Here is a 19,332-nt window from a genome sequence, read left to right as displayed (position 1 = left end):
GAATTTGATTGTTAAACAGAGTGGTATTGGTAGGCCGACTGACAAAGGATCCGGATTTGAGATATACGCCGAATGGAGCGGCGGTTGCAAACTTCACTCTTGCAGTTAATCGACCTTTCTCTAATCAAGCAGGTGAGAAGAAAGCAGACTTCATTAACTGTGTGGTGTGGAGAAGACCTGCGGAGAATCTAGCGAACTTCATGGGCAAAGGAAGCTTGGTAGGTGTAGACGGCCGAGTGCAGACACGAAGCTTTGATAACCAGGAAGGTAACAGAGTGTATGTCACTGAGATTGTTGCTGATAGCGTGCAGTTCTTGGAAACAAAAGGTGGCCATTCAGGTAACCAAGGAAATGGTCGAAGCAGTAATAACAGCAGCCAATCTTCTAATAGCGGATATGATCAGGATCCATTCAAAGATAAGGGTGACCCTATCGATATCGCTGATGATGACCTGCCTTTCTGATGCAGTACAAAGCGGTTATTCCACACATCTATTACAGCTTGGCCGCTCACGGAGCTGCAGCTGGCGATGATAAGGACGATAAACGCGAGAAAAAAATTGAGAAGTACGAAGAGTACGTCACCGGATATATTGCAAAAACCTATCCGGGATGGTCACTGAAAGATATTGATATACAGCAGAGAATTGCATTGTTAGCAAGGAAAAAGTGAGGAGAGGAGACATCATGGTAAGACCTAAAAAAGTCGGATTAGATTATTTTCCAATGGACGTTGATATGGATCAAGACGACAAGATTTACCTGGTAAAGGCTGATTATGGCTGGCAAGGATTCTCCATTGTAGTGAAGCTTTTAATGGATATTTACAAAGAAAGCTACTACATAGAGTGGGATGAAAGGAAAGCTAAAATCTTTTCCAGTAAGAATTTATTCGACTTAGATGTAGTTAATGCTGTCATTAACACCTGCGTAGAAGAAGATTTCTTCAACAATAACCTTTTTGAGAAGTACGGAATTTTGACTTCTAAAGGAATTCAAACGAGATATTTAGAGGCAACTACGAGGCGGAAAAGTGTGGTTATTTTCAACGAATATTTACTAATTGACGTTAATGCAATCACTAATAACAACTTATCCATAGTTAATGTAGACAAAAACTCCGATTCAGCAGACGTTAATGGTAGCAGAAGTACACAAAGTAAAGTAAAGGAAAGTAAAGTAAAGGAAAGTAAAGAAGTAGAAGATCTTTTAACTGACTCTCCTCCTACTTCTCCTTCGGATGCTGCTGTTTTCTATCAAGAAAATATTGGGATTCCTACTGGTCATGTTGCTGGAGAACTTATCACTTTCACTGCAGATTTTGGTGATGATTTGGTAATTGAAGCTATGAAAAGAGCAGTTGACCAGAATAAGCCAAGCTGGGGATACACGAAGAGAATTTTAGCTGCATGGTCTCGCAAAAGAATCACCACTGTAGAAGCAGCTCGTACTGAACAAGTGGAATTCCAAAATCAGCATCAATATCAAAACTACGGTCAATATCACCAACGTCCTGCTGAAACCGTACCAGATTGGTTTGAGCAACAGAAGCAACAGGAGATACAAGCAAAGGCTGCTACACCTGTAGAGGATCTGCCCGATGCTGGAGAGCTGTTGAGGCAATTTAACGCCAATAAAGCAAAGCAAGCATGATGAAAGAGAATCTTAGTGAATCCAGCAAGGAACTGGATGTCCAGATCCGCCGCAGTCAGATATTAATGGCTTAATCTCATTTCCAAATGTGGGAGTTGCGAATGATAGTGCTAATCCAAAGACCAAGGTGACTTTCAATAAATTCTTTTTCACAGTAACACCGCCTTTAAAGTAATGTTTATATTATAACAAATTGTGGAAATCAGGGAATTTAAAAAGATTGACAAATAGCCATCTTGTTCGACAAATGAAGTAGCTAAGTGAGGGAGGAAGAACATGAAATGGGACGGATTAAGCTTGTGTTTATCCTATTGGGGTTTTCAGTAATAGTTCTGAGTTTCTTGTACATAAACGCCAAGGAGCAACAGATCAACGCCGAAAACAAAGTAAGCAAGCTTGAGCAGCGGGTCGATAACCTGCAGCAAGAAAAAGTATATCTGGTCGATGAGGTATTTAACCTCAACAGCCAGCTGGAAAAGAAATAGAGATATAAGGAGCACCAAAGATTTGATAGATTTAGAGACCTTGTCTGCAGAGCAACTGCGGGCATTAGGGAGAGACGCAGCCTATCGCATCGGAACGCATATGGCTGCAGGCGACCCTATTGAATTATATATAAATCAACAGCAAGAGATTTTACGTAATGTTCGGGCAGAACTGGAAAGGAGAAGTAAATGAGCGTACAGGCAGCGGTATCACTTACACCTGAACAGATTAAGGCCAGAAAAGAGCGGAGGAAAGTATTGATAGAGGAACTGAATAGATTTGGAGTTACCTGGTACGGAGATCGACCTGTGAAGGATTTGAGTTTAGCAGAATTAGAGCATTTAAATATTAGAGAGCGGGGGTATCAAGCCAAAATTTACACCCGAAAGATGAGAGAGGAAGAGGAGTTTGGCTATTAACTACGGGAAACGCGGGATGGAATTTGAAAACCTGCTAAATTACACAAACAATCTGTATCGGACTAAGAAAAAAGCTTTAATAAACAAAAGGCCGACACCTATGAAAATTGTTCGGAGTGCTGCGGCTAATAAATATATATGCGTCTTTGCAGATAAAAGTACAGTTGATTATGACGGTACGTACAAAGGCCGATCTATCGTGTTTGAAGCAAAATCTGTGAAGATGAAAAAGAGTTTTCCGCTGGACAATATTTCTGATTCACAAGTCCAATACTTGGAGGCTGCGGAGAAAGTAGGAGCAATCAGCTTTGTAATTATTGAGATGACAATCACCCGAGAGGTATTCTACATACCAAATAAGATGCTGCAGCACTACATAAAGCAGGCGGCGAACGGCGGGAGAAAGTCAATTCCTATCGATGAGATGCAAGTTTATGGGTATGGCGTAAAAAGCGCCAATGGTGTGCCGCTGGATTACTTATCCGTAGTGGATCATTTGATGGAGGAAGGAGTAGCTTAAAATGGGCGGATTTATTGCACAGCAGCCGAATGGTCGCTACTGCCGGTGTTCAACCATTGTAGAGTGCCCCACACATTACAATATGACACGTGAGGATTATCTGGATGGGGTGACTGGTAATCATACCAGAGAAGAAAGAAAAGATATATTGCAGTATCACCTGCAGCCATTTGAGGCAGTTGTCGAATCTACTACAATTCTCAATATGAATAGAGAAACAATTGACCGGATCTTTAAAGAGATGACGGAAAATCCAACCGGATCTTACGTAGTGACTGGAATATGAAATCATCCCGGCACGGTTTAATTCCATGCCGGGAGGTTTTGAGGAATAGGTAGATTCATAAAGACATCTATCAGTATATCCGTGGTTATTTGCTTCAGTTCTTTGGAGGAATAAATCAATTCGCTCCTTTGCTGGCGAGACTGACATCTGAAAATGGTTTGGTTAGCCTCTCTGCGAGCCACAGTGACGCTTAAATGGTGCTCGGAGTATAATTCCTCGCGCACGGTATTGAACATCGCTTGTAAGGTCTCTATGGCTAAATCGAATCGAGCCAGATGAAATCTTTTGAGTTTGAATGGTTGTTTTTGAAACTCAATAATATCGAGTTGTACAACTTTTATAGCATAGGGTATGCAAATGAATTGCTGAATAGCCTTTTCTGCTTCTTTGTCCATATTATCACCGCCTTATATGTGGTATTATAACACGAACAAATGTTCTGTATAAGAGTAAAATTATGGAGGTGTCGCTATGTATCAGATTGGCAAAAGACACAAATTAAAAATATTAGAGAAGTATTACAATGATATCTTAAATGGCACGAAGACATTCGAAATTCGAAAAAATGATCGGAATTTCCAAGTTGGGGACGTATTGTCGCTCCATGTGTGGGATCCGGAAGAAAATGAATTCAAATCAGGTATCAAGGCCGATGTGAGGATTGTCTATATAACAGATTTCGAGCAGAAAGAAGGATACGTTGTTCTTGGGATTGACTTGCTAAATGCAGAGGAGTCTTTCGAAGAACTAGGGGATACAGTGCTGTACCGTGGACCTGGTGAAATAAAGATTTTTTTGGATGATAAGCTCATTCCTCTGGATGATTTCAAATGGACGGCTGATCCGGACGATTCAGGCGGCTTGTATGAGTTCATTACGCTGAATGAAATTAAGCAGTATCTTGAATCATATCGCCTGAATGAGGAAGTGATCTATGTATGGTATGAAACTCCGCTAACAGGCTTTATCTATCAATACGGAAATTACGGTGAATATTGGACAAAACACGGAGAAACAAGAGGATTTGCATAAAATAAAAAGCATAATAGCAATACAGGGGGCTACAGAGTGGAAATAGTGAAACGCCAAGTGGAAGTAGACATGCAAACAAGATCAGCCACTATTAGCGCAGATGAGCCGGGTAAAATTTATATTGTAACTGACGGGGGAATTGTTGAGTATCCTCTGCCCAAATACGGTAGAATAGAGATACCTTGCCAGAACTATAAGATAGGGAAGCCAAAGTACACAATTACTGCAGATTAATATAGCCTAGTCGAAAAAATCGAGGGCACTGAACAGAAAGCGTATTAAGCGCTGCTGTTTGGTGCTCTTTTTTATTGAGGAGTGTTTGAATGACAATCGCAATCATTATTTTTCTTATGTTTCTAGCTTTAATCATGGCTCGGGGAGTAATAGGGGAGCGAAATAATAACTCTGCTCTGGCATGGCCGTTTGCTGCAATCTGTATCACAGCAATTGTTGGCTTTGTCGTACTTTCATTTTTTGTCTGATGAATGTAAGGGGGAATTTTAGTGAACGCAGAACAATTGACGCTCCTTCCGGAGATAAATGAAAAAGAAGTACAGCAGATTGTAATAAAAGAGCTTAAAGATTACCGGGCCTTAAAAATACAGATAGAGAACAAACGAGAACGGGAGAAAGAGGGAGTGGTCAGTCTTTTCCCTTCTCTCCTTCAGAACAACCGTGTAAATGAGATTAAAGTACGGCAAATGGAACGGGCTCTGGATGGATCTCTAGATTTTATCGAAAGGCAAATCATCAATCAGAAGTACTTAAATTCGCAGGAGATCAATGACCTTAATATATACATGGATTTAGGAATTAAAAAAGGGAAGTACTACCAGAAGAAAAGAACAGCGCTATACAGGATTGCTACTGCACTGGGAATAATCTAAAAACGAGACTCTCCTATGAGAATCTCGTTTTTTTGTTAAAGAAGTAACCAAGTAACCGTTCGGGCAACAGCATCGGCAATCTGAAGTGAATATTTAGTAGGAACACCAGCATCCCTTAATTCTTTGTTCAGTCTATTCTTTATAGTAGTTTGTGTCACATCTGAAGCTTCGTCTAGCCAGTTCTCAACCTTTTTAATAGAGTTAGCTATCTTACTTTTATTGTTTGTTATATATTTTGCAGCATCCTTATCTAGCCATTTTGTGACATAAGCGAGAACATCTCCGCCTTTATCTACTGCAACTCTAACAAGCTGCAATGCAGTCTTTGCAAGGAATCCTTTGAAACCTTGAGTACTCATGGTTGGTTCTGTTTGTTCAGGGTGTGTAGTAGTTGTCTCAGATGAGGTAGTGTTACTCTGTGTTGGTACCGCAGCAGATGCTTGGACTGAGTTAGCAAACAAGGCACCAGTACTTGAAGCGAGCAAAGTCAAAACCATTAAAACAGACAGTAACTTCTTCTTCATGAAAATCCCTACTTTCACCATAATTTGTAATTCGGTGCAATTGTAACCATAAACTTACAAATGTTCAATACCATAATATGTAATTGATATTAATGGCCTGGGTGGGTCATTACTATAGTTGGAATGTGAACTTTTCAAAGGTGAATATTTATTAAAGACTTGGACAATAACTCCTAGTTATATGCTAACTTGTAAGTAATTTCGATAAAAAATATACTTTAGTTGATTTTCATAAGAAATATAAAGGAGATATGAAGATGCGTAAAATTTATGAATACATGTCAAAAGATCAAAAGAAAGAAGCTTTAATTAAGTTAAAAGCAGAAAGAGCAGAATTACAGACTGAGCTCGAGAATAAAAGTGATTATCCAAGAGTAATAAAAGAAGTCCTACTACACACACTCGATGCCTGGCAACTAGAAATAGAAGAGTTGGAGTTGGAATTAAAAGAGAATAGTTGATGAAACTCGCGAACAAATTCTGGACAAAAAAGGTACCAAATTAGGTACCTTTTTTTTGTGCGCAAAATTATAACATTTTCTCAGAGGCAAAAAGTCCTCTGGGAGAAGCGCCTTTCCCTTATCAAGACGTACTCGCCTGATTTTGCACGACTGTGAAGGATGCCTGGTTAACGAGGGGAGCATCTGGAGTTGGGAGCGCGCGGCCAGCTAGACTGGTCATCGATTATTCGATTAGTTGCGATCAAATCAGTCGGGGGTTGAATTGTTGATTCTATAATTTCTTTGAATCATGAATTGACTTCTCAATCTCAGCCTTTCCTCTCGGTGTATTGGGTCAGTCAATAATTAACAAGCGTTTAGCATAAGGTGGTGCTTAGAAAATAAAAGGGGAAAGAGGATGGCGAAAATAAGAGACATTATGGCTGCCAAATTGAATGTGCAGTCGGATAAGGAATTTGCTGCTCAAGCTGCTATAGATCATAAGCGACGTGAAGTGGAGGACCTGATGGGTGTAAGACGAGAAACCTATCAGAGGATCGGTAGACGGGTTCGGAGAAAAAGATAGAAGGCAAGCCATAGCTCACCTTCTTCTGTTTGATTCGCTCGAAGTTGTGATAGCAAAAAAAGCAATTCCCAATACAACCAGCACAAATGACATAAATATGAAGTAATTTAGGAAATAGAAGCTTCCAATTACCAAAGCTGTGCCGAATAAAGCCATAGGAATCAACCAATACAGGTAGAACTCCTCATATAACCTTACGGCGTTAGTGGTCGTTGCTAACCCCAGGATTATGAGTGAAACTGCGGTTAGAAAAATTAGCGCGAGACTCAGTAAATATTCTCCTGGAGCACTAAAGTAATACTTCATAAATGATGAGAAAGTCTCTGGTTTTGGGAATTTTATTATTTTTGTGATTGAAAGATAAGCCAATATAGCAGTCACTATTGATATAATCAAATAGTTAACTTTATGTTTGTAGAAATCCGCTATATTGAACCACACTTCAACACACCGTTCTAATCTATATATTTTACTCACCTCCTCTTCTGTTATATCGTCAAGTTTTTTAGAAAGATTAGGAGTTAGTTGTACAAATTTCCTTTTGTTAGATATAATAGATAAATTTTTACTTGGAGGCTCATGATATACTGGGAGGCAGGACGGAGCGGCATATGCTTCTCTACCTACGCCCTTCGGGCCTTCAATTCCAAAACACAAAAACATTACAATAGCGCCTACATTAGTAGGTGCTTTTTTACTTGGGAGAGTGGCCTAATGGAAATCAAACAGATAGAAACCTCGCGTATTAATCCAGCAGCATATAATCCTCGTATTGACCTGCAACCGGGTGATTCGGAATATGAATCATTAAAAAAATCTATAAAAGAGTTTGGCTATATCGAGCCGCTAGTTTGGAATGAAGCGACTGGCAACCTGGTAGGTGGTCATCAGCGATTCAAAATTCTAATGGAAGGAAATCCGGACGCTGTTTTCGTTTCAGTTGTTAACTTATCAGATGAGAAAGAGAAAGCCCTCAATATTGCGCTTAATAAAATTGGTGGTGATTGGGATGAGGAAAAATTAGGGTTGCTCCTTGCGGACCTTCAGACATCTGATATTGATCTAGAGTTGACGGGTTTTGATGAAGAATCCATAAATGAATATGTTAGTCAGGTAAAGGAAGACACTGAGGAGTTCATAGAAGAAGATCATTTTAATTTTGAAGAGACAGTTCAGGATTTAAAGAAAAATGAATCAGATACTGTATACGGTGATGTGTGGCAGCTAGGAAGGCATTTGTTGGTTTGCGGAGATGCTACTAAGAGAGAGGATGTCCAAAAGCTAGTCAATCAAAGAAAAGCTGATCTTATTGTAACAGATCCTCCCTATAATGTTGCTGTAGAAAGTGAAGCTAAAGGGTTAAATACAGATGGCCATTCAACGATATTAAACGACGATATGGATGATGATCAGTTCATCGAATTTTTGATAGCGGTGTTTAGGGAGTACCAATATGTAATGAATGATAGTGCCGGAATATATGTTTTTCATCCTTTCATGTATCAGAGAGAGTTTGAAAATGCAATGAATGACAACCAGATCGTGGTACGTTCACAGTGTATATGGGTAAAGAATGCGGCAACGTTTAATTGGGCTCAATATAGATTCAAGCACGAACCTGTATTTTATGCTTATAAAAAAGGGAAGACACCAGCTTGGTATGGGGATAGGAAACAAACTACAGTTTGGAGAGCTGGTTTACCGGTTGAAGAATCTATACCTGAAACAGTATGGGAGGTTACGAGAGGGGATGTGACGAAATATATTCATCCTACTCAAAAGCCGTTGGAGCTTGCTGCTATCCCGATTAAAAACAGCAGTAAAAAAGGTGATTATGTTATCGACTTCTTTGGTGGGAGCGGCTGGACTTTGATGAGCTGTGATCAATTAGGAAGAGATTGCGGTATGTTAGAACTTGATCCATATTTCTGTGATGCAATTAAGATTCGTTTTGAAAAAGCAACGGGTATCAAGCCTGTATTGCTAAAACGAGAACAATAAAAAAGAGGGACGCTGGTAACGCCCCTCCATACAAAGGCTAGATTAACACCCAACCTCTGAGAGCGTGACAAGCCGTGGCCACGGTAGAAGTCATTCACGCTCTCTTGTCCTATTTTAAGGGAGGCTGGGTGTTTTTACAATGGAAAATACAAACAAACGTTCGTATATAGAGGTGGAAGATGCGGATGAGTTGCTCCTGCAGCATGAGGTCGAGCAGGTGGAGAACATTGAGCAATCAAAAGAAAATTATCGAAAAATCGTCAACGCGGGAATCTCTCGTTGGGTGAAAGACTTCCAAGGAGGCCACATCAAAATAAATACAGTGGACGATCTGAAGAAGCTTATTGAGTTAGACCTGCAGCTGCAAAAAGACGATGACTTCTGAAACAAACTCAAACTTAATTCAATTGATGGGGGTGGGTGATGATGTAGATGGCTAGACCTCGTAATCCGAAGCGGGATGAAGCCTTCCGCTTATGGAAAGAAAGCAATGGAACCAAGGCTTTGAAAGAGATTGCTGCCGAACTGGATGTCGGTGATTCACAGATCAGAAAGTGGAAGAATCAAGACCGCTGGGAAGATCAGTTGAAAGGTAACGTTACTATTGAATCGAAAGGTAACGTTACTAAACGAGGCGCTCCAAAAGGGAGCAAGAATGCAAGGGGAAATAAAGGGGGTAAAGCTCCGCCAGGCAATAAAAATGCCAAAGGGAATAAAGGCGGTGCCGCCCCTGTAGGAAATAAGAACGCGCTTGTCACAGGTGAGTATGAATCCATTTATGGAGACGTGCTGACAGAAGATGAACAAGCGCTTTTTGGCGTGGTTGATACTACGCCTCTTAATCAGGTCGATGAAGAGATCCGATTACTTTCTATTCGTGAGCGACGCATGCTGCAGCGGATAGCTGATGTAACTGCTGGCCTTTCGGAAGTAGAGAAACGCATCTTGAAAGAACGTATTCTCACGAAAGAACCAGTAGTTGTACATGATGAAAAGACAGGCGATAAGAAAACTGTCGTGATGAAAGCACCGCAGATGGTTGTTACCCAGGAAGAGGAGCAATCATATCGGCGCATAGATGACCTGCTCAAGCTAGAAGAGGCATTGACGCGGGTGCAATCAGCTAAACAAAAAGCCATCAAGACCAAGCATGAGATTGAGACATTGTATCAGCACCGCAGGTATATGGATCTCGAGCGGTTGGAACTGGATAGATCGAAAGCCAATAAAACGGCCGACAAGGTTGAGCCAATAGAGATTGTATTCAGCCGCAAGGAGAAGCGAGTAGGTGATGAGTGATGACGACTACCGCTGTGAAAGAAATCAATCCTCGGTTTGAAGATTATCTGTTTGATTGGGACCAAACGTACCAGTTCCTTGTTGGTGGATACGGTAGCAGTAAAAGCTATAACACCGGACTGAAAGTCATCAAGAAGCTGCTGGAAGAGAAACGGAAAATGCTGATTGTCCGAGAGGTATATGACACACATCGTGATTCGACCTTTTCTTTGCTTCAAGATATTGTCGAAGAGATGGGGCTGGCCGATTACATTAAATTCATCAGTTCTCCTATGCAAATCCGTTTTCCTAACGGAAGCAAGATCATTTTCAAGGGTATGGACAAGCCGGAGAAATTAAAGTCTATTAACAATGTGTCATTAATCTGGATAGAAGAAGCATCAGAGGTTAAATATGCTGGGTTCAAAGAGCTTACAGGTCGTTTACGACATCCATCCTTGAAGCTGCATATGATTCTGACAACAAACCCTGTCGGTCAGGACAACTGGACTTACCGGCACTTCTTCAAAGATGAACTGAATAAGCGCTTTGTATTGGATGACCAGGAACTTTATGAAAAGAAAACAGTCGTTGTGGGTGATACGTATTATCACTACTCTACTGCGGATGACAATCTATTCCTCCCCAAAAGTTACATAAAGCAACTGGAGGAAATGAAGGAATATGATCCAGACCTATACCGTATAGCGCGGTTAGGTCATTTTGGCGTTAACGGCAAGCGTGTATTGCCACAATTTGAAGTGCAGGACCATCATAAGGTCATGCGCTCAATCTTGGATATTGATAATCCAGTCAAGAAAGTCGGCATGGATTTTGGATTTGTCGACTCTTACAACGCTGTTCTACGAATGGCGATTGATCCTAAGAAGCTGTATTTATACATCTACTGGGAATATTACGACCGCGATAAGACAGACGATGAAACAGCTGAGGACTTGCGTGAATTTGTTGAAACACAAGAGCGAATTAAAGCTGACTCCGCGGAGCCTAAAACCATTCGCTACTTTAGAAATCAAGGTTTCGATATGGTCGGGGCGCTTAAATTTAAAGGCTCTCGCTTGCAGTACACCAAAAAGGTAAAGCGATTCAGAAAAATCATCTGCTCTGATAGATGTAAGAACACTATATTCGAGCTGAAGGACCTGACTTATGCTGTAGACAAGCAAGGCAAGATCATTGAGGACGAATTCAAAATCGATCCGCATACATTATCGGCCATTTGGTATGGACTTGATGATTATGAAGTAGCTGATCTCAAGGAACAGGCCAAAGAGAAGGCGAGAAAACGTCCTAGACGGGAGAGGAGGTAAGCAATCATGGCACAACAGACAATGAAAGCCAGGGTCATAAAAGCGGAAGCTCCTTCCCAGACAACCAAGCAGTTGTATGATGATCCGTTCGGGGACATCTATGAAGAAGGAGAAATCCTGCAGCCGCCCTACAATTTGAAAGAGCTGAAGGGAATTAGTGAATATTCAACCATCCTGAGGCAGTGTATTGAGGCCTATAAGGTCAATATTTTAGGATTTGGATTCGAACCAAGGTATCTGTTTGATTACAATGCCCAAGACACTCCCGCCGAGAGGAAAAAGAAAGCTGATTCAGAATGGACCCAGGTTACTGACTTCTTGCGTTATCTTCACTACGATGAGGAAGCAGAAACAATAATTGGTTACGCTCTAGATGACAGAGAAGAGATGGGAAATGGTTATTTAGAAGTGCTGCGGAATGGCACTAACAAGCCGGCAGGCATTGAATATGCAGACGGCCAGTACATGAGGGTATGCAAGAAAACGAAGCCAGTACTTGTACCTTATCCAATGCAGCGAGATGGCGAGGTCACAATTATCCGACGTTGGCGCTCATTCCGCCGTTATGTGCAGATGATTAATGGCAAGAAAATATACTTCAAAGAGTACGGGGATCCACGCATCATGAATTGTCTAACCGGCGAATATGATGACAGCACTCCGGAAGATAAGCGCGCAACAGAAATAATTCATTTCAAGATTGGATCTGGAGTATACGGAGTGCCACGTTGGATTGGGCATATTGTTAATATTTATGGCACTCGCAAGGCGCAGGAGCTGAACTATCTGTATTTCAAGCAGGGTAGGCATGTGCCGGCGGCTATTGTCGTTGAGAATGGGATGCTGTCTGAGGATTCCGAAGCGCAGTTGCAGGAATACATGAATGGCATTGAGGGATCTGACAATGCACATAAGTTCCTTTTGCTTGAAGCGGAAGGTATTGAGGTGGAGAACGAGAACGATGTTGGGCAAACACAGACATCGATGACACCAGTCAAGGTACAGATCAAGTCTTTAGCAGAAATCCTACAGCAGGACGCTCTTTTCCTTGAATACGATAAGGAGAGTCGCAATAAACTCCGTTCGGCGTTTCGCCTGCCGCCGCTTTACACTGGTGAATCGCAAGACTATAACAAATCAACATCTGAGACCGCCCGGCAAATTACCGAAGAGCAAGTGTTCCAGCCAGAGCGAAAACTTATCACAGGTGTCCTAAATACTCGTTTCTTGCGCGATCTTGAGATATACAATGTTGAACTCACTTTGAAAGGGCCGAACTTTGGAGATGTTACCGAAACGGCTAAAGCATTGGCGCCATTTGTAAGTGCGGGAGCTGCGGCACCGAATGATTTACGTGATTTGCTTGGTAAATTGCTCGGGCGTGAGTTGGAAATGCTGCCGGAGCAATATAATGTGCCGGTGCAGGTTTTATTAAGGGAACTGACTGGAACGAATGCTGCAGTTCCTTTGCTCAAGTCGCAGGGAGGACAAGCCAATACGGAGATCATAAACGTGTTGAAAGATGTCAGGGACGTGCTTGAGGAGTTGCAAGATCATGGCTGAGAAAATAGTCTCTCTTATAAAATCTATCGATGAATACGTGCAGAAAGCCGGACAGGATGATCTCGCTGATACTGTTCCAGAGTTCCCAGGATTGGAGGATGTGCCGGAGTTTGTTGAGCACTTTGAAAAGACCATTGCGAAGTTATTGCGTCGGCAACGGAATTTTTATCTGGATGCATTGAAGGATTTTGTTGCAAAGGATGATTCAGAAACGTTGGCTGCTTACCTGGTATTTATCCAACAGAATCTTTTTGCGGTGGATGAATTTAAAGAGCGATTTGGTGAAGCGGCAGCAGAGTTCCTACAGACGACGATTGAGAAACTCGTGGAAAAAATGATGGAATCAATTGACCGCGATGTGGCGTTTGAAGTGCTGTCGAGTCGGGCTTTGACGTGGATTGAGGAATGGTCCAGAGAGTTGGCGAGAATCATGCAACTGACAACGCATACCGCTGTGGAAAACCTGTTGACAACTGCTATAGATGAAGGGCAGTCTATCGCGGATGTAGAGATGGCGATGAAGGAACTGCCGGCATTCAACAGGAACCGTGCAAGGACCACAGCTATCACAGAAGTGTTGACGGCATGCAGTCATGCCCAACATGAGTCGTACGCACAATCACCTGCAGTAACGGGCAAGAAGTGGAAACACAGCGGCGGTAAGAAGAATAACCCGAGAGAGAATCATGTAGCACTGGATGGAACCGTCGTGGGAGTGGACGATTTGTTCACTATTCCTGGTTCCTTAGAGCCATGTGCTTATCCTCGAGATCCTTCGTTGTCGGCAAGTGAGCGAGTGCATTGTCATTGTACATTAGGACCGGTAGTAGATGAAAGCATACTTGGCCTGTCGAAAGAAGAAAAGTTAACTTTAAAGAAAGCGAGACTAGCATTATTAAATTAGAAAAGGACTCCCCAGTGGAGAGTCCTTTTTAAGATTAGGGGATGTATTGTATTAAAATACCCGATACTAGTAGAACAATGATTAAATAACTGCTTTTTCTTTTCTCATTCCAGTACGCTATTACAAAAGAAATACCATAAATAACAACTACTAGATAGCTTAGAAGGAACATAGAATTATCAAAAAAAGTGTATTCTACCAATTTAGTGATGAGAAATAGAGTAAGAAAGAGTGGGAAGTTCATACCTCTCTTCATAATATCACCTCCAATGTAATAATTTTCAAAAAACTCTTGCAGTTCTTTCTCCTTATCCATATACTAGAAAATGTAATTAAATTAAGGAGGAAGTAACGAATGAAGAAATTTATGGTATTGGTTGCTGCTGTATTAGTATTTTCATCTTTATCTCCGTTTTTTGCAACAAAAAGTTCTGCCGCGAGTAACGATTCTTCTGAAAAGGTAGATGTTAACTCTGATGTTTCTACAGTTGAAGAGCCCGGTAATTTTTTAGCAGATGAAGACATAGAAATTATATACTCAGGCTCCGAAGAAAATCCAGATATTTCTGAGTTTGTTGAATTAGATACACAACCTGTAGGACCCGTGATTAAGGATAGTGGTGGGTTCCAAACTAGAAGTGTTCAAATTATAGAGGGCGGCGGTGGCCTCAATTGGAGAAAACAAAAAGAGTATTTAGGTAGTACAAAGAACTTAAATGCTCTAAAAAATCTTGTCATGGATGGTGCATTTAACACTGCGGTTTATTTCGCGGCTGGCCCAGCAGGTAACATTTTACTAAATACACTAGGTAGACCAGTAGTTAATCGCCTAAAAGCTAAAAAAGTAACATACACTAAGCAGCAATACTGGTATGCAACAGATAAGAAATATAAATATGGTAAAATCCTTGTAATTTTTTATTCTGATAAAGCAAGAAAGAAACAAATTGGTAAGAATTCAACAATTGCTAGAGCATTGAAATAAAAAACGAGCCGTTCTTCTTGAGCGGCTCGTTTTGCTTGAAAGGAGGTGAACAATAGATGGCACGTGAATTAAAAAACGCTTCTATTACTCACGTAAGTTACGTGGACAAGGGCGCCAATCAAAAGACATTCTTCTTTACTAAGTCTGATGATAAACCTGATTTCCAGAAGCATGTTCAAGTATTCGTCAATAAAGACGAAGAGGAACAACAGCTGGTGTACGGCGTTGTATATGAGCCGGATGTAGAAGACTCGCATGGTGATTTTATGACTGCACCAGAAATCGAAAAAGCTGCTCATGGATTTATGAAGGATGCCCGCAATATTGATACGCAGCATGATTTTCAGGCAGGTGTCGGTGAGGTTGTCGAATCGTACATTGCTCCATGTGACATGGAGATTGGCGGTCACGACATCGCAAAGGGGTCATGGGTACTGGTCACTAAAGCTACAGATGAGATTTGGCAATCCATAAAGAAAGGTGAATATACCGGTTATTCAATGGCGGGTAAGGCCGAGATAATTGAAAAGCGAGCTGCTGATCCAGTATCTGCTCCTGATGAGAGCGAGATGGCTGGATTTTTTAATATGATCAAAAGCTTCTTCTCATCAAAAGAGAAAGTTCAAAAAGGTGAAGTGCGGGACAACTATGAGGCAAACCAAAGCCGTCGTAATCTTTGGGCAGCATGGGATGGTTTAGACGCAGCATACCATAACGCTCTTTGGGATAACCGCACACCGGAAGTAACCGACTTCGAGAGGCTTAAAGAAGCTGCACAGGAGTTCTTGGAGATCATAGCGGAGATTCAAACAGCCGGCGATATCCAAAAGGCCATGGAAAGCAAGCCAGAAAAGCCACTATCAAAAGAGGAGGACACAGACGTGAAGAAAGAAGATTTGGAGAAGATGTTTGATGACAAATTCGCTCCGATTCAGAAGCGATTGGATGATTTGGAGAAAGAAGAAAATCCGGTAGCTAGTAGTGAAGGTACAGGTAAGGAAGAGGATCTTGCAAAACAATTTGGAGAGATTCTTGATGAAAAATTAGCTCCGCTTACTGACCGCATCGAGAAGGTCGAGCAAGCACGGGGGATTACACAACAATCAGATGACGATCCAAATGATACGGATGTACAAAAATCCGCATCTGTTTGGGACGGCTTACTTTAATAGGGGGTTAATACATTGAGAAACGAAGAAATCATCAACAAGGCAGAAATGACGCTCGCCACACTAAAAACTGGCGGGCTAATGAATCCGAAACAGTCATCGCAATTTATCCGCATGGTCCAAAATACACCAACCATTCTTAAAGATGCGCGTGTGGTACCTATGGATAGTGATGCTCAGAAAATCGAAAAAATCGGCTTTGGTCAACGTATTCTCCGGGCGGGTACCGAGGGCGTGGCACTGACGAAAGAGCAAAGAGTTGCGCCTACGACCGGGACTGTTTCACTTAATGCTAAGGAAGTCATCGCAGAAGTAAACATCACTTACGATACGTTGGAGAACAACATCGAAGGCGATAACTTGAAGAACACAATCATGACATTGCTGGCAGAGCGTGCAGCAGTGGATATTGAAGAGCTTATGTTGAATGGAGACACAGATTCCGATGATCCGTATCTTGCGCAGCTGAACGGTTTCCGAAAGCAGGCTGTATCTCATATTGTCGATGCCGCTGGCGAGCCAATCTCTCGTCAAGTGTTCAAACGGGCATACAAAGCAATGCCATCGAAATATCTTCGAGTGCCGCAAGAGTTTCGTTTCTATACATCTCCTGGTACCGAAGTAGATTGGAAAGATAAAGTTGCCGATCGCCAAACGAATCTAGGTGATGCTGCAGTACAGGGCGGCCTTGCTTCTGCATTCGGTATTCCAGTCCGCGGCGTTGCGAATATGCAGCCATATACAACAACAATCGGCGAGGCGCAAAGTGATGTATCTGATATCCTACTGGCTCATCCGAAAAACCTTATCCTTGGATTCTCTCGTAACATCCGTATCGAAGTTGATAAGGACATTCGTGAGCGTAAATTTATCATCGTGCTTACGGCTAAGCTGGACAGTGTGTTTGAAGAAGAAGATGCTGTCTCCAAAATTATTAAGTTGGGAGAGTAATAGTTATGGAATTCACAGCAAAGCTTATTAAGGGACAGACATATGATGTGCATGGTAAGGTGCTGCGGAAGGATGAAGAGACTCCTGTATCAAAGGAGATTTATGATTACTTGCAAGACAATAAGCACTTCGAAGTAAAAGCAAATGTTTTAAGCGAGAAGCTGAAGGAACAGAAGACTACTGAAGAAGATCAGGGAGAAGGCAAGGGCAAGGGAAAGAATGAGCCTCCTTACGCAGAAGCACTGACAGAGGATGAGCTCAAGAAGATGCAAAAGGATGAGCTGGAATCTATTATTGTTGGATTTGATGGAGACGTTGCTTCTGTTAGGAATAACGAAGAACGTGTCGCGCTGATTCTTAAACTGCAGACAGAAGCTGGTTTGTAATATGTTTGTTACTCCTGACGAGGTCAAAGCTTATTCCGGTGCTTTTCCGGTTGTCATGAATCGGGATGATAATCTGATTGAAAAAGATATCTTGGAGGCCGAGTTGGATATCAAAAAGCAGTTGGGAAGACCGCTGACAGAATCAGATGGCGCTTTACCAGAGATAAAACTTGCTATCCAGAAGCTGGCTCAGTTCTACGCTCTGATAAATAGTGATGAATCCATCGTAAAAGGCTATCAATCTGAGAAACTTGGAGACTACTCCTATACCTTGGCTTCAGGGGAGAGCATCCGGAAACCGGATATCTCCAATCTGTTGGCCGATCTGCTGCCAGTGGTGACAGTCACTCAAAAAACCAGATTGAGGATGAGAGGCATATGAGCTTTCTAAACATGCTGACAGACGTGTGTGACATTTACCATCTGAAAGCAGAGGATAGCTCTACCAAGCCTACATTTGGCGTTTCTGTGGAGAATATGCAACAACAGTACGATTACCCAGATGAGCCGGACTTATCAAAAGTTCCAGCTTATTTTGTTGAGAAGAGTCAGAGCATTGCACAAGGAGAACCGCAGCGGCAATTGATTCAAACTTACAAAGTGTTTTTCCTTCCGGATACAGATGTTAGGACGAATGATCGGGTTATATTCGAAGAGGATGCATTCCGCCTGCAAAAACCACGGCGGATTCGTAATCACCACATTGAGGTGGCAGCTGTAAGAGAGGAGGAAGCACTTTGAAAATTGATGGACTAGATGCCTTCCGAAAAGCCATGGATGATATGTCTAGCGGCGTATTGAAGGCAGATATGGAGCTATGGCTGGAGGGCATGGGGTATGAGTTCTTGGATATTATCCAGGATGAAATCATACGGACTAACACAGTCGATACCCGCCGTTTGCTCAATTCCTTTAATAAAGGAGATAGAGAGAATGCCTGGCAGATTTCAGATAATGGAATGACCTTGGATGTCGGGACAAATCTGGATTACGCAAGTTATGCCAATGACGGTCATTTCACTGTTGATCCAGCAAAAGGGAAAGATAGCCGTTGGGTACCGGGCTATTGGAAAGGTGACCGGTTTGTTTATGATCCTGGAGCCGATACTGGCATGTTGCTGATCTTGAAATGGATTGATGGAACCAACTATTGGGATAATGCGCTTCGCATCTTTGAGCTCATGTTTGAGAAGAGTTTGGAGAAGAAGCTGCAACAATGGATGGACAAAAACTTTGGGAGGTGATCATATATGAACTTGGAAGTAGGATCTATCATGAAATACTTCTATGATCTGTTCCCGAACCAGGTGTACACAGACGAACTGCCACAGGGATTTAAGAAACCGTCGCTGTATTTCCCTCCTGTTCAAGCTACAGATGCGGGAGACACCAATATGACCTTTCTAAAGGCATATACGCTCAATGTGAAGCTGTTTCACGATAATTCTCGAATAGCTAATGCAGAAGCTGAGCGTATTGCAGATACATTGCGTAGAGAAAGAAGTGTGCTGCCGATTGTGAGCGAAGATGGGCAGCCAACTGGCGATTACTTGAGGGTCAATCGTATAGAAACTCGGGTTGGAGAGTCCGGTGTCGCGTTCATAATTCTCTCCTGGAATAGCAGGTATCATTATGAACAAGAAAAGGCACCCGGTCTTGAGTTTGTAGAAATGAATAGTGGGGTGAAAGGATGACTACAAAAGCAACAACAAAGACGGCAACTGCCACCAAAACAACACAAGCGGTAGAGCCGCCAGCATCAACGGAATCAGAATTTTATATCCATGAATTGCAAGAGCACAGTAGGACATTATTCGGTGTACGGCCGGAAGTGTTCAATGGTGCTCTTTTGCATTACAAGAGCAATACAATCACCAAAACAGAGGCAAAGCGCCTGATTCGGGCGTTTCTAATGAAGGAGGTAAAGTGAT

At 42.0% G+C, this 19,332-nt stretch carries 32 protein-coding genes; 29 read left to right on the top strand and 3 right to left on the bottom strand.

Annotation, left to right across the window (positions count from 1 at the left end):
• The first annotated feature begins 8 nt into the window (after positions 1-8).
• From ssb to CHH53_RS10425, 8 genes are all read left to right on the top strand, one after another.
• A complete protein-coding gene (gene ssb, locus CHH53_RS10455; protein ID WP_095216075.1) occupies positions 9-464 on the top strand; it encodes a single-stranded DNA-binding protein in 456 nt (151 codons plus the stop codon).
• Positions 464-673: a hypothetical protein gene (locus CHH53_RS10450; RefSeq protein WP_095216074.1), complete on the top strand. Its 210-nt coding sequence runs from the start codon at positions 464-466 to the stop codon at positions 671-673. The genes ssb and CHH53_RS10450 overlap by 1 nt, the downstream gene beginning before the upstream one ends.
• A 14-nt stretch (positions 674-687) precedes the next feature.
• Positions 688-1,653 (top strand): Lin1244/Lin1753 domain-containing protein, encoded by a 966-nt coding sequence (locus CHH53_RS10445; protein WP_095216073.1) that lies wholly within the window; start codon positions 688-690, stop codon positions 1,651-1,653.
• 281 nt (positions 1,654-1,934) lie between these two features.
• Complete coding sequence (locus CHH53_RS10440; protein WP_095216072.1) at positions 1,935-2,138, top strand: hypothetical protein; 204 nt, start codon at positions 1,935-1,937, stop codon at positions 2,136-2,138.
• Positions 2,139-2,160: 22 nt separating this feature from the next.
• Positions 2,161-2,331: a hypothetical protein gene (locus tag CHH53_RS17355; protein ID WP_158221538.1), complete on the top strand. Its 171-nt coding sequence runs from the start codon at positions 2,161-2,163 to the stop codon at positions 2,329-2,331.
• The gene (locus tag CHH53_RS10435) at positions 2,328-2,558 is read left to right on the top strand and encodes a hypothetical protein (RefSeq protein ID WP_095216071.1); all 231 of its coding nucleotides are present in this window, start codon (positions 2,328-2,330) and stop codon (positions 2,556-2,558) included. The genes CHH53_RS17355 and CHH53_RS10435 overlap by 4 nt, the downstream gene beginning before the upstream one ends.
• Complete coding sequence (locus tag CHH53_RS10430) at positions 2,548-3,078, top strand: Holliday junction resolvase RecU (RefSeq protein ID WP_233135029.1); 531 nt, start codon at positions 2,548-2,550, stop codon at positions 3,076-3,078. Before CHH53_RS10435 ends, CHH53_RS10430 begins: the two co-directional genes overlap by 11 nt.
• 1 nt (position 3,079) lies before the next feature.
• Complete coding sequence (locus CHH53_RS10425) at positions 3,080-3,364, top strand: hypothetical protein (protein WP_095216070.1); 285 nt, start codon at positions 3,080-3,082, stop codon at positions 3,362-3,364.
• A 17-nt stretch (positions 3,365-3,381) separates the two neighbouring features.
• Here the strand turns inward: CHH53_RS10425 and CHH53_RS10420 are convergent, their stop codons facing one another.
• On the bottom strand, positions 3,382-3,759 hold the full coding sequence (locus CHH53_RS10420; RefSeq protein ID WP_095216069.1) for a YhjD family protein: 378 nt from the start codon (positions 3,757-3,759) through the stop codon (positions 3,382-3,384).
• A gap of 76 nt (positions 3,760-3,835) precedes the next feature.
• Between CHH53_RS10420 and CHH53_RS17905 the strand changes: the two genes are divergently transcribed.
• From CHH53_RS17905 to CHH53_RS10405, 4 genes are all read left to right on the top strand, one after another.
• Positions 3,836-4,396, top strand: a complete 561-nt coding sequence (locus CHH53_RS17905; protein WP_369819877.1) for a DUF3850 domain-containing protein — start codon at positions 3,836-3,838, stop codon at positions 4,394-4,396.
• A gap of 36 nt (positions 4,397-4,432) precedes the next feature.
• Positions 4,433-4,630, top strand: coding sequence for a hypothetical protein (locus CHH53_RS10410; protein WP_095216068.1), 198 nt, complete (start codon positions 4,433-4,435; stop codon positions 4,628-4,630).
• A gap of 89 nt (positions 4,631-4,719) precedes the next feature.
• Positions 4,720-4,878, top strand: coding sequence for a hypothetical protein (locus CHH53_RS17350; protein WP_158221537.1), 159 nt, complete (start codon positions 4,720-4,722; stop codon positions 4,876-4,878).
• Positions 4,879-4,899: 21 nt separating this feature from the next.
• A complete protein-coding gene (locus CHH53_RS10405) occupies positions 4,900-5,283 on the top strand; it encodes an ArpU family phage packaging/lysis transcriptional regulator (protein WP_095216067.1) in 384 nt (127 codons plus the stop codon).
• A 35-nt stretch (positions 5,284-5,318) separates the two neighbouring features.
• On the opposite strand, the gene CHH53_RS10400 is transcribed toward CHH53_RS10405, so the two are convergent.
• Positions 5,319-5,807 (bottom strand): hypothetical protein, encoded by a 489-nt coding sequence (locus CHH53_RS10400; protein WP_095216066.1) that lies wholly within the window; start codon positions 5,805-5,807, stop codon positions 5,319-5,321.
• Between the two features lie 257 nt (positions 5,808-6,064).
• On the opposite strand from CHH53_RS10400, the gene CHH53_RS10395 reads away from it, so the two are divergent.
• Together CHH53_RS10395 and CHH53_RS17345 are read left to right on the top strand one after the other, a co-directional pair.
• Positions 6,065-6,268: a hypothetical protein gene (locus CHH53_RS10395; protein ID WP_095216065.1), complete on the top strand. Its 204-nt coding sequence runs from the start codon at positions 6,065-6,067 to the stop codon at positions 6,266-6,268.
• A gap of 397 nt (positions 6,269-6,665) precedes the next feature.
• On the top strand, positions 6,666-6,833 hold the full coding sequence (locus tag CHH53_RS17345; RefSeq protein WP_158221536.1) for a hypothetical protein: 168 nt from the start codon (positions 6,666-6,668) through the stop codon (positions 6,831-6,833).
• 15 nt (positions 6,834-6,848) lie between these two features.
• Here the strand turns inward: CHH53_RS17345 and CHH53_RS10390 are convergent, their stop codons facing one another.
• Positions 6,849-7,496, bottom strand: coding sequence for a hypothetical protein (locus tag CHH53_RS10390; protein ID WP_095216064.1), 648 nt, complete (start codon positions 7,494-7,496; stop codon positions 6,849-6,851).
• Between the two features lie 51 nt (positions 7,497-7,547).
• Here CHH53_RS10390 and CHH53_RS10385 point away from each other — a divergent pair, with 51 nt between their 5' ends.
• The 15 genes from CHH53_RS10385 to CHH53_RS17900 all read left to right on the top strand — a co-directional run bounded on the left by CHH53_RS10385 (position 7,548) and on the right by CHH53_RS17900 (position 19,331).
• A complete protein-coding gene (locus tag CHH53_RS10385; protein ID WP_095216063.1) occupies positions 7,548-8,834 on the top strand; it encodes a site-specific DNA-methyltransferase in 1,287 nt (428 codons plus the stop codon).
• A 139-nt stretch (positions 8,835-8,973) separates the two neighbouring features.
• The gene (locus CHH53_RS10380; protein WP_095216062.1) at positions 8,974-9,219 is read left to right on the top strand and encodes a hypothetical protein; all 246 of its coding nucleotides are present in this window, start codon (positions 8,974-8,976) and stop codon (positions 9,217-9,219) included.
• Between the two features lie 47 nt (positions 9,220-9,266).
• Positions 9,267-10,133 (top strand): phage terminase small subunit, encoded by an 867-nt coding sequence (terS, locus tag CHH53_RS10375; protein ID WP_095216061.1) that lies wholly within the window; start codon positions 9,267-9,269, stop codon positions 10,131-10,133.
• Positions 10,133-11,443: a PBSX family phage terminase large subunit gene (locus CHH53_RS10370; RefSeq protein ID WP_095216060.1), complete on the top strand. Its 1,311-nt coding sequence runs from the start codon at positions 10,133-10,135 to the stop codon at positions 11,441-11,443. The genes terS and CHH53_RS10370 overlap by 1 nt, the downstream gene beginning before the upstream one ends.
• A 6-nt stretch (positions 11,444-11,449) precedes the next feature.
• Complete coding sequence (locus CHH53_RS10365; RefSeq protein ID WP_095216059.1) at positions 11,450-13,006, top strand: phage portal protein; 1,557 nt, start codon at positions 11,450-11,452, stop codon at positions 13,004-13,006.
• Positions 12,999-13,910 (top strand): phage minor head protein, encoded by a 912-nt coding sequence (locus CHH53_RS10360; protein ID WP_095216058.1) that lies wholly within the window; start codon positions 12,999-13,001, stop codon positions 13,908-13,910. The genes CHH53_RS10365 and CHH53_RS10360 overlap by 8 nt, the downstream gene beginning before the upstream one ends.
• A 355-nt stretch (positions 13,911-14,265) precedes the next feature.
• Positions 14,266-14,895, top strand: a complete 630-nt coding sequence (locus CHH53_RS10350) for a hypothetical protein (RefSeq protein WP_095216056.1) — start codon at positions 14,266-14,268, stop codon at positions 14,893-14,895.
• Between the two features lie 56 nt (positions 14,896-14,951).
• Positions 14,952-16,064 (top strand): XkdF-like putative serine protease domain-containing protein, encoded by a 1,113-nt coding sequence (locus CHH53_RS10345; RefSeq protein WP_095216055.1) that lies wholly within the window; start codon positions 14,952-14,954, stop codon positions 16,062-16,064.
• Positions 16,065-16,079: 15 nt separating this feature from the next.
• Positions 16,080-17,015: a phage major capsid protein gene (locus CHH53_RS10340; RefSeq protein WP_095216054.1), complete on the top strand. Its 936-nt coding sequence runs from the start codon at positions 16,080-16,082 to the stop codon at positions 17,013-17,015.
• A gap of 5 nt (positions 17,016-17,020) precedes the next feature.
• The gene (locus tag CHH53_RS10335) at positions 17,021-17,401 is read left to right on the top strand and encodes a YqbF domain-containing protein (RefSeq protein WP_095216053.1); all 381 of its coding nucleotides are present in this window, start codon (positions 17,021-17,023) and stop codon (positions 17,399-17,401) included.
• A 1-nt stretch (position 17,402) separates the two neighbouring features.
• Entirely contained in the window at positions 17,403-17,783 is a 381-nt protein-coding gene (gene yqbG / locus CHH53_RS10330; RefSeq protein ID WP_095216052.1) for a protein YqbG, read from the top strand.
• Positions 17,780-18,142 (top strand): DUF3599 family protein, encoded by a 363-nt coding sequence (locus CHH53_RS10325; protein WP_095216051.1) that lies wholly within the window; start codon positions 17,780-17,782, stop codon positions 18,140-18,142. Before yqbG ends, CHH53_RS10325 begins: the two co-directional genes overlap by 4 nt.
• Positions 18,139-18,645, top strand: coding sequence for an HK97 gp10 family phage protein (locus tag CHH53_RS10320; protein ID WP_095216050.1), 507 nt, complete (start codon positions 18,139-18,141; stop codon positions 18,643-18,645). The genes CHH53_RS10325 and CHH53_RS10320 overlap by 4 nt, the downstream gene beginning before the upstream one ends.
• A 6-nt stretch (positions 18,646-18,651) precedes the next feature.
• Complete coding sequence (locus CHH53_RS10315; RefSeq protein ID WP_095216049.1) at positions 18,652-19,095, top strand: phage tail terminator family protein; 444 nt, start codon at positions 18,652-18,654, stop codon at positions 19,093-19,095.
• Positions 19,092-19,331 carry a YqzN/YkzM domain-containing protein gene (locus tag CHH53_RS17900; RefSeq protein ID WP_143594488.1) on the top strand — a complete coding sequence of 80 codons (240 nt, stop codon included), beginning with the start codon at positions 19,092-19,094 and terminating at the stop codon, positions 19,329-19,331. The genes CHH53_RS10315 and CHH53_RS17900 overlap by 4 nt, the downstream gene beginning before the upstream one ends.
• Position 19,332: the final 1 nt, after the last annotated feature.

The organism is Terribacillus sp. 7520-G (assembly GCF_002271665.1).
In the GTDB taxonomy this organism is placed as follows: domain Bacteria; phylum Bacillota; class Bacilli; order Bacillales; family Amphibacillaceae; genus Terribacillus.
The sequence above is the reverse complement of the archived record's forward strand: the minus strand, read 5'-3'. Positions and strand labels throughout refer to the sequence as shown.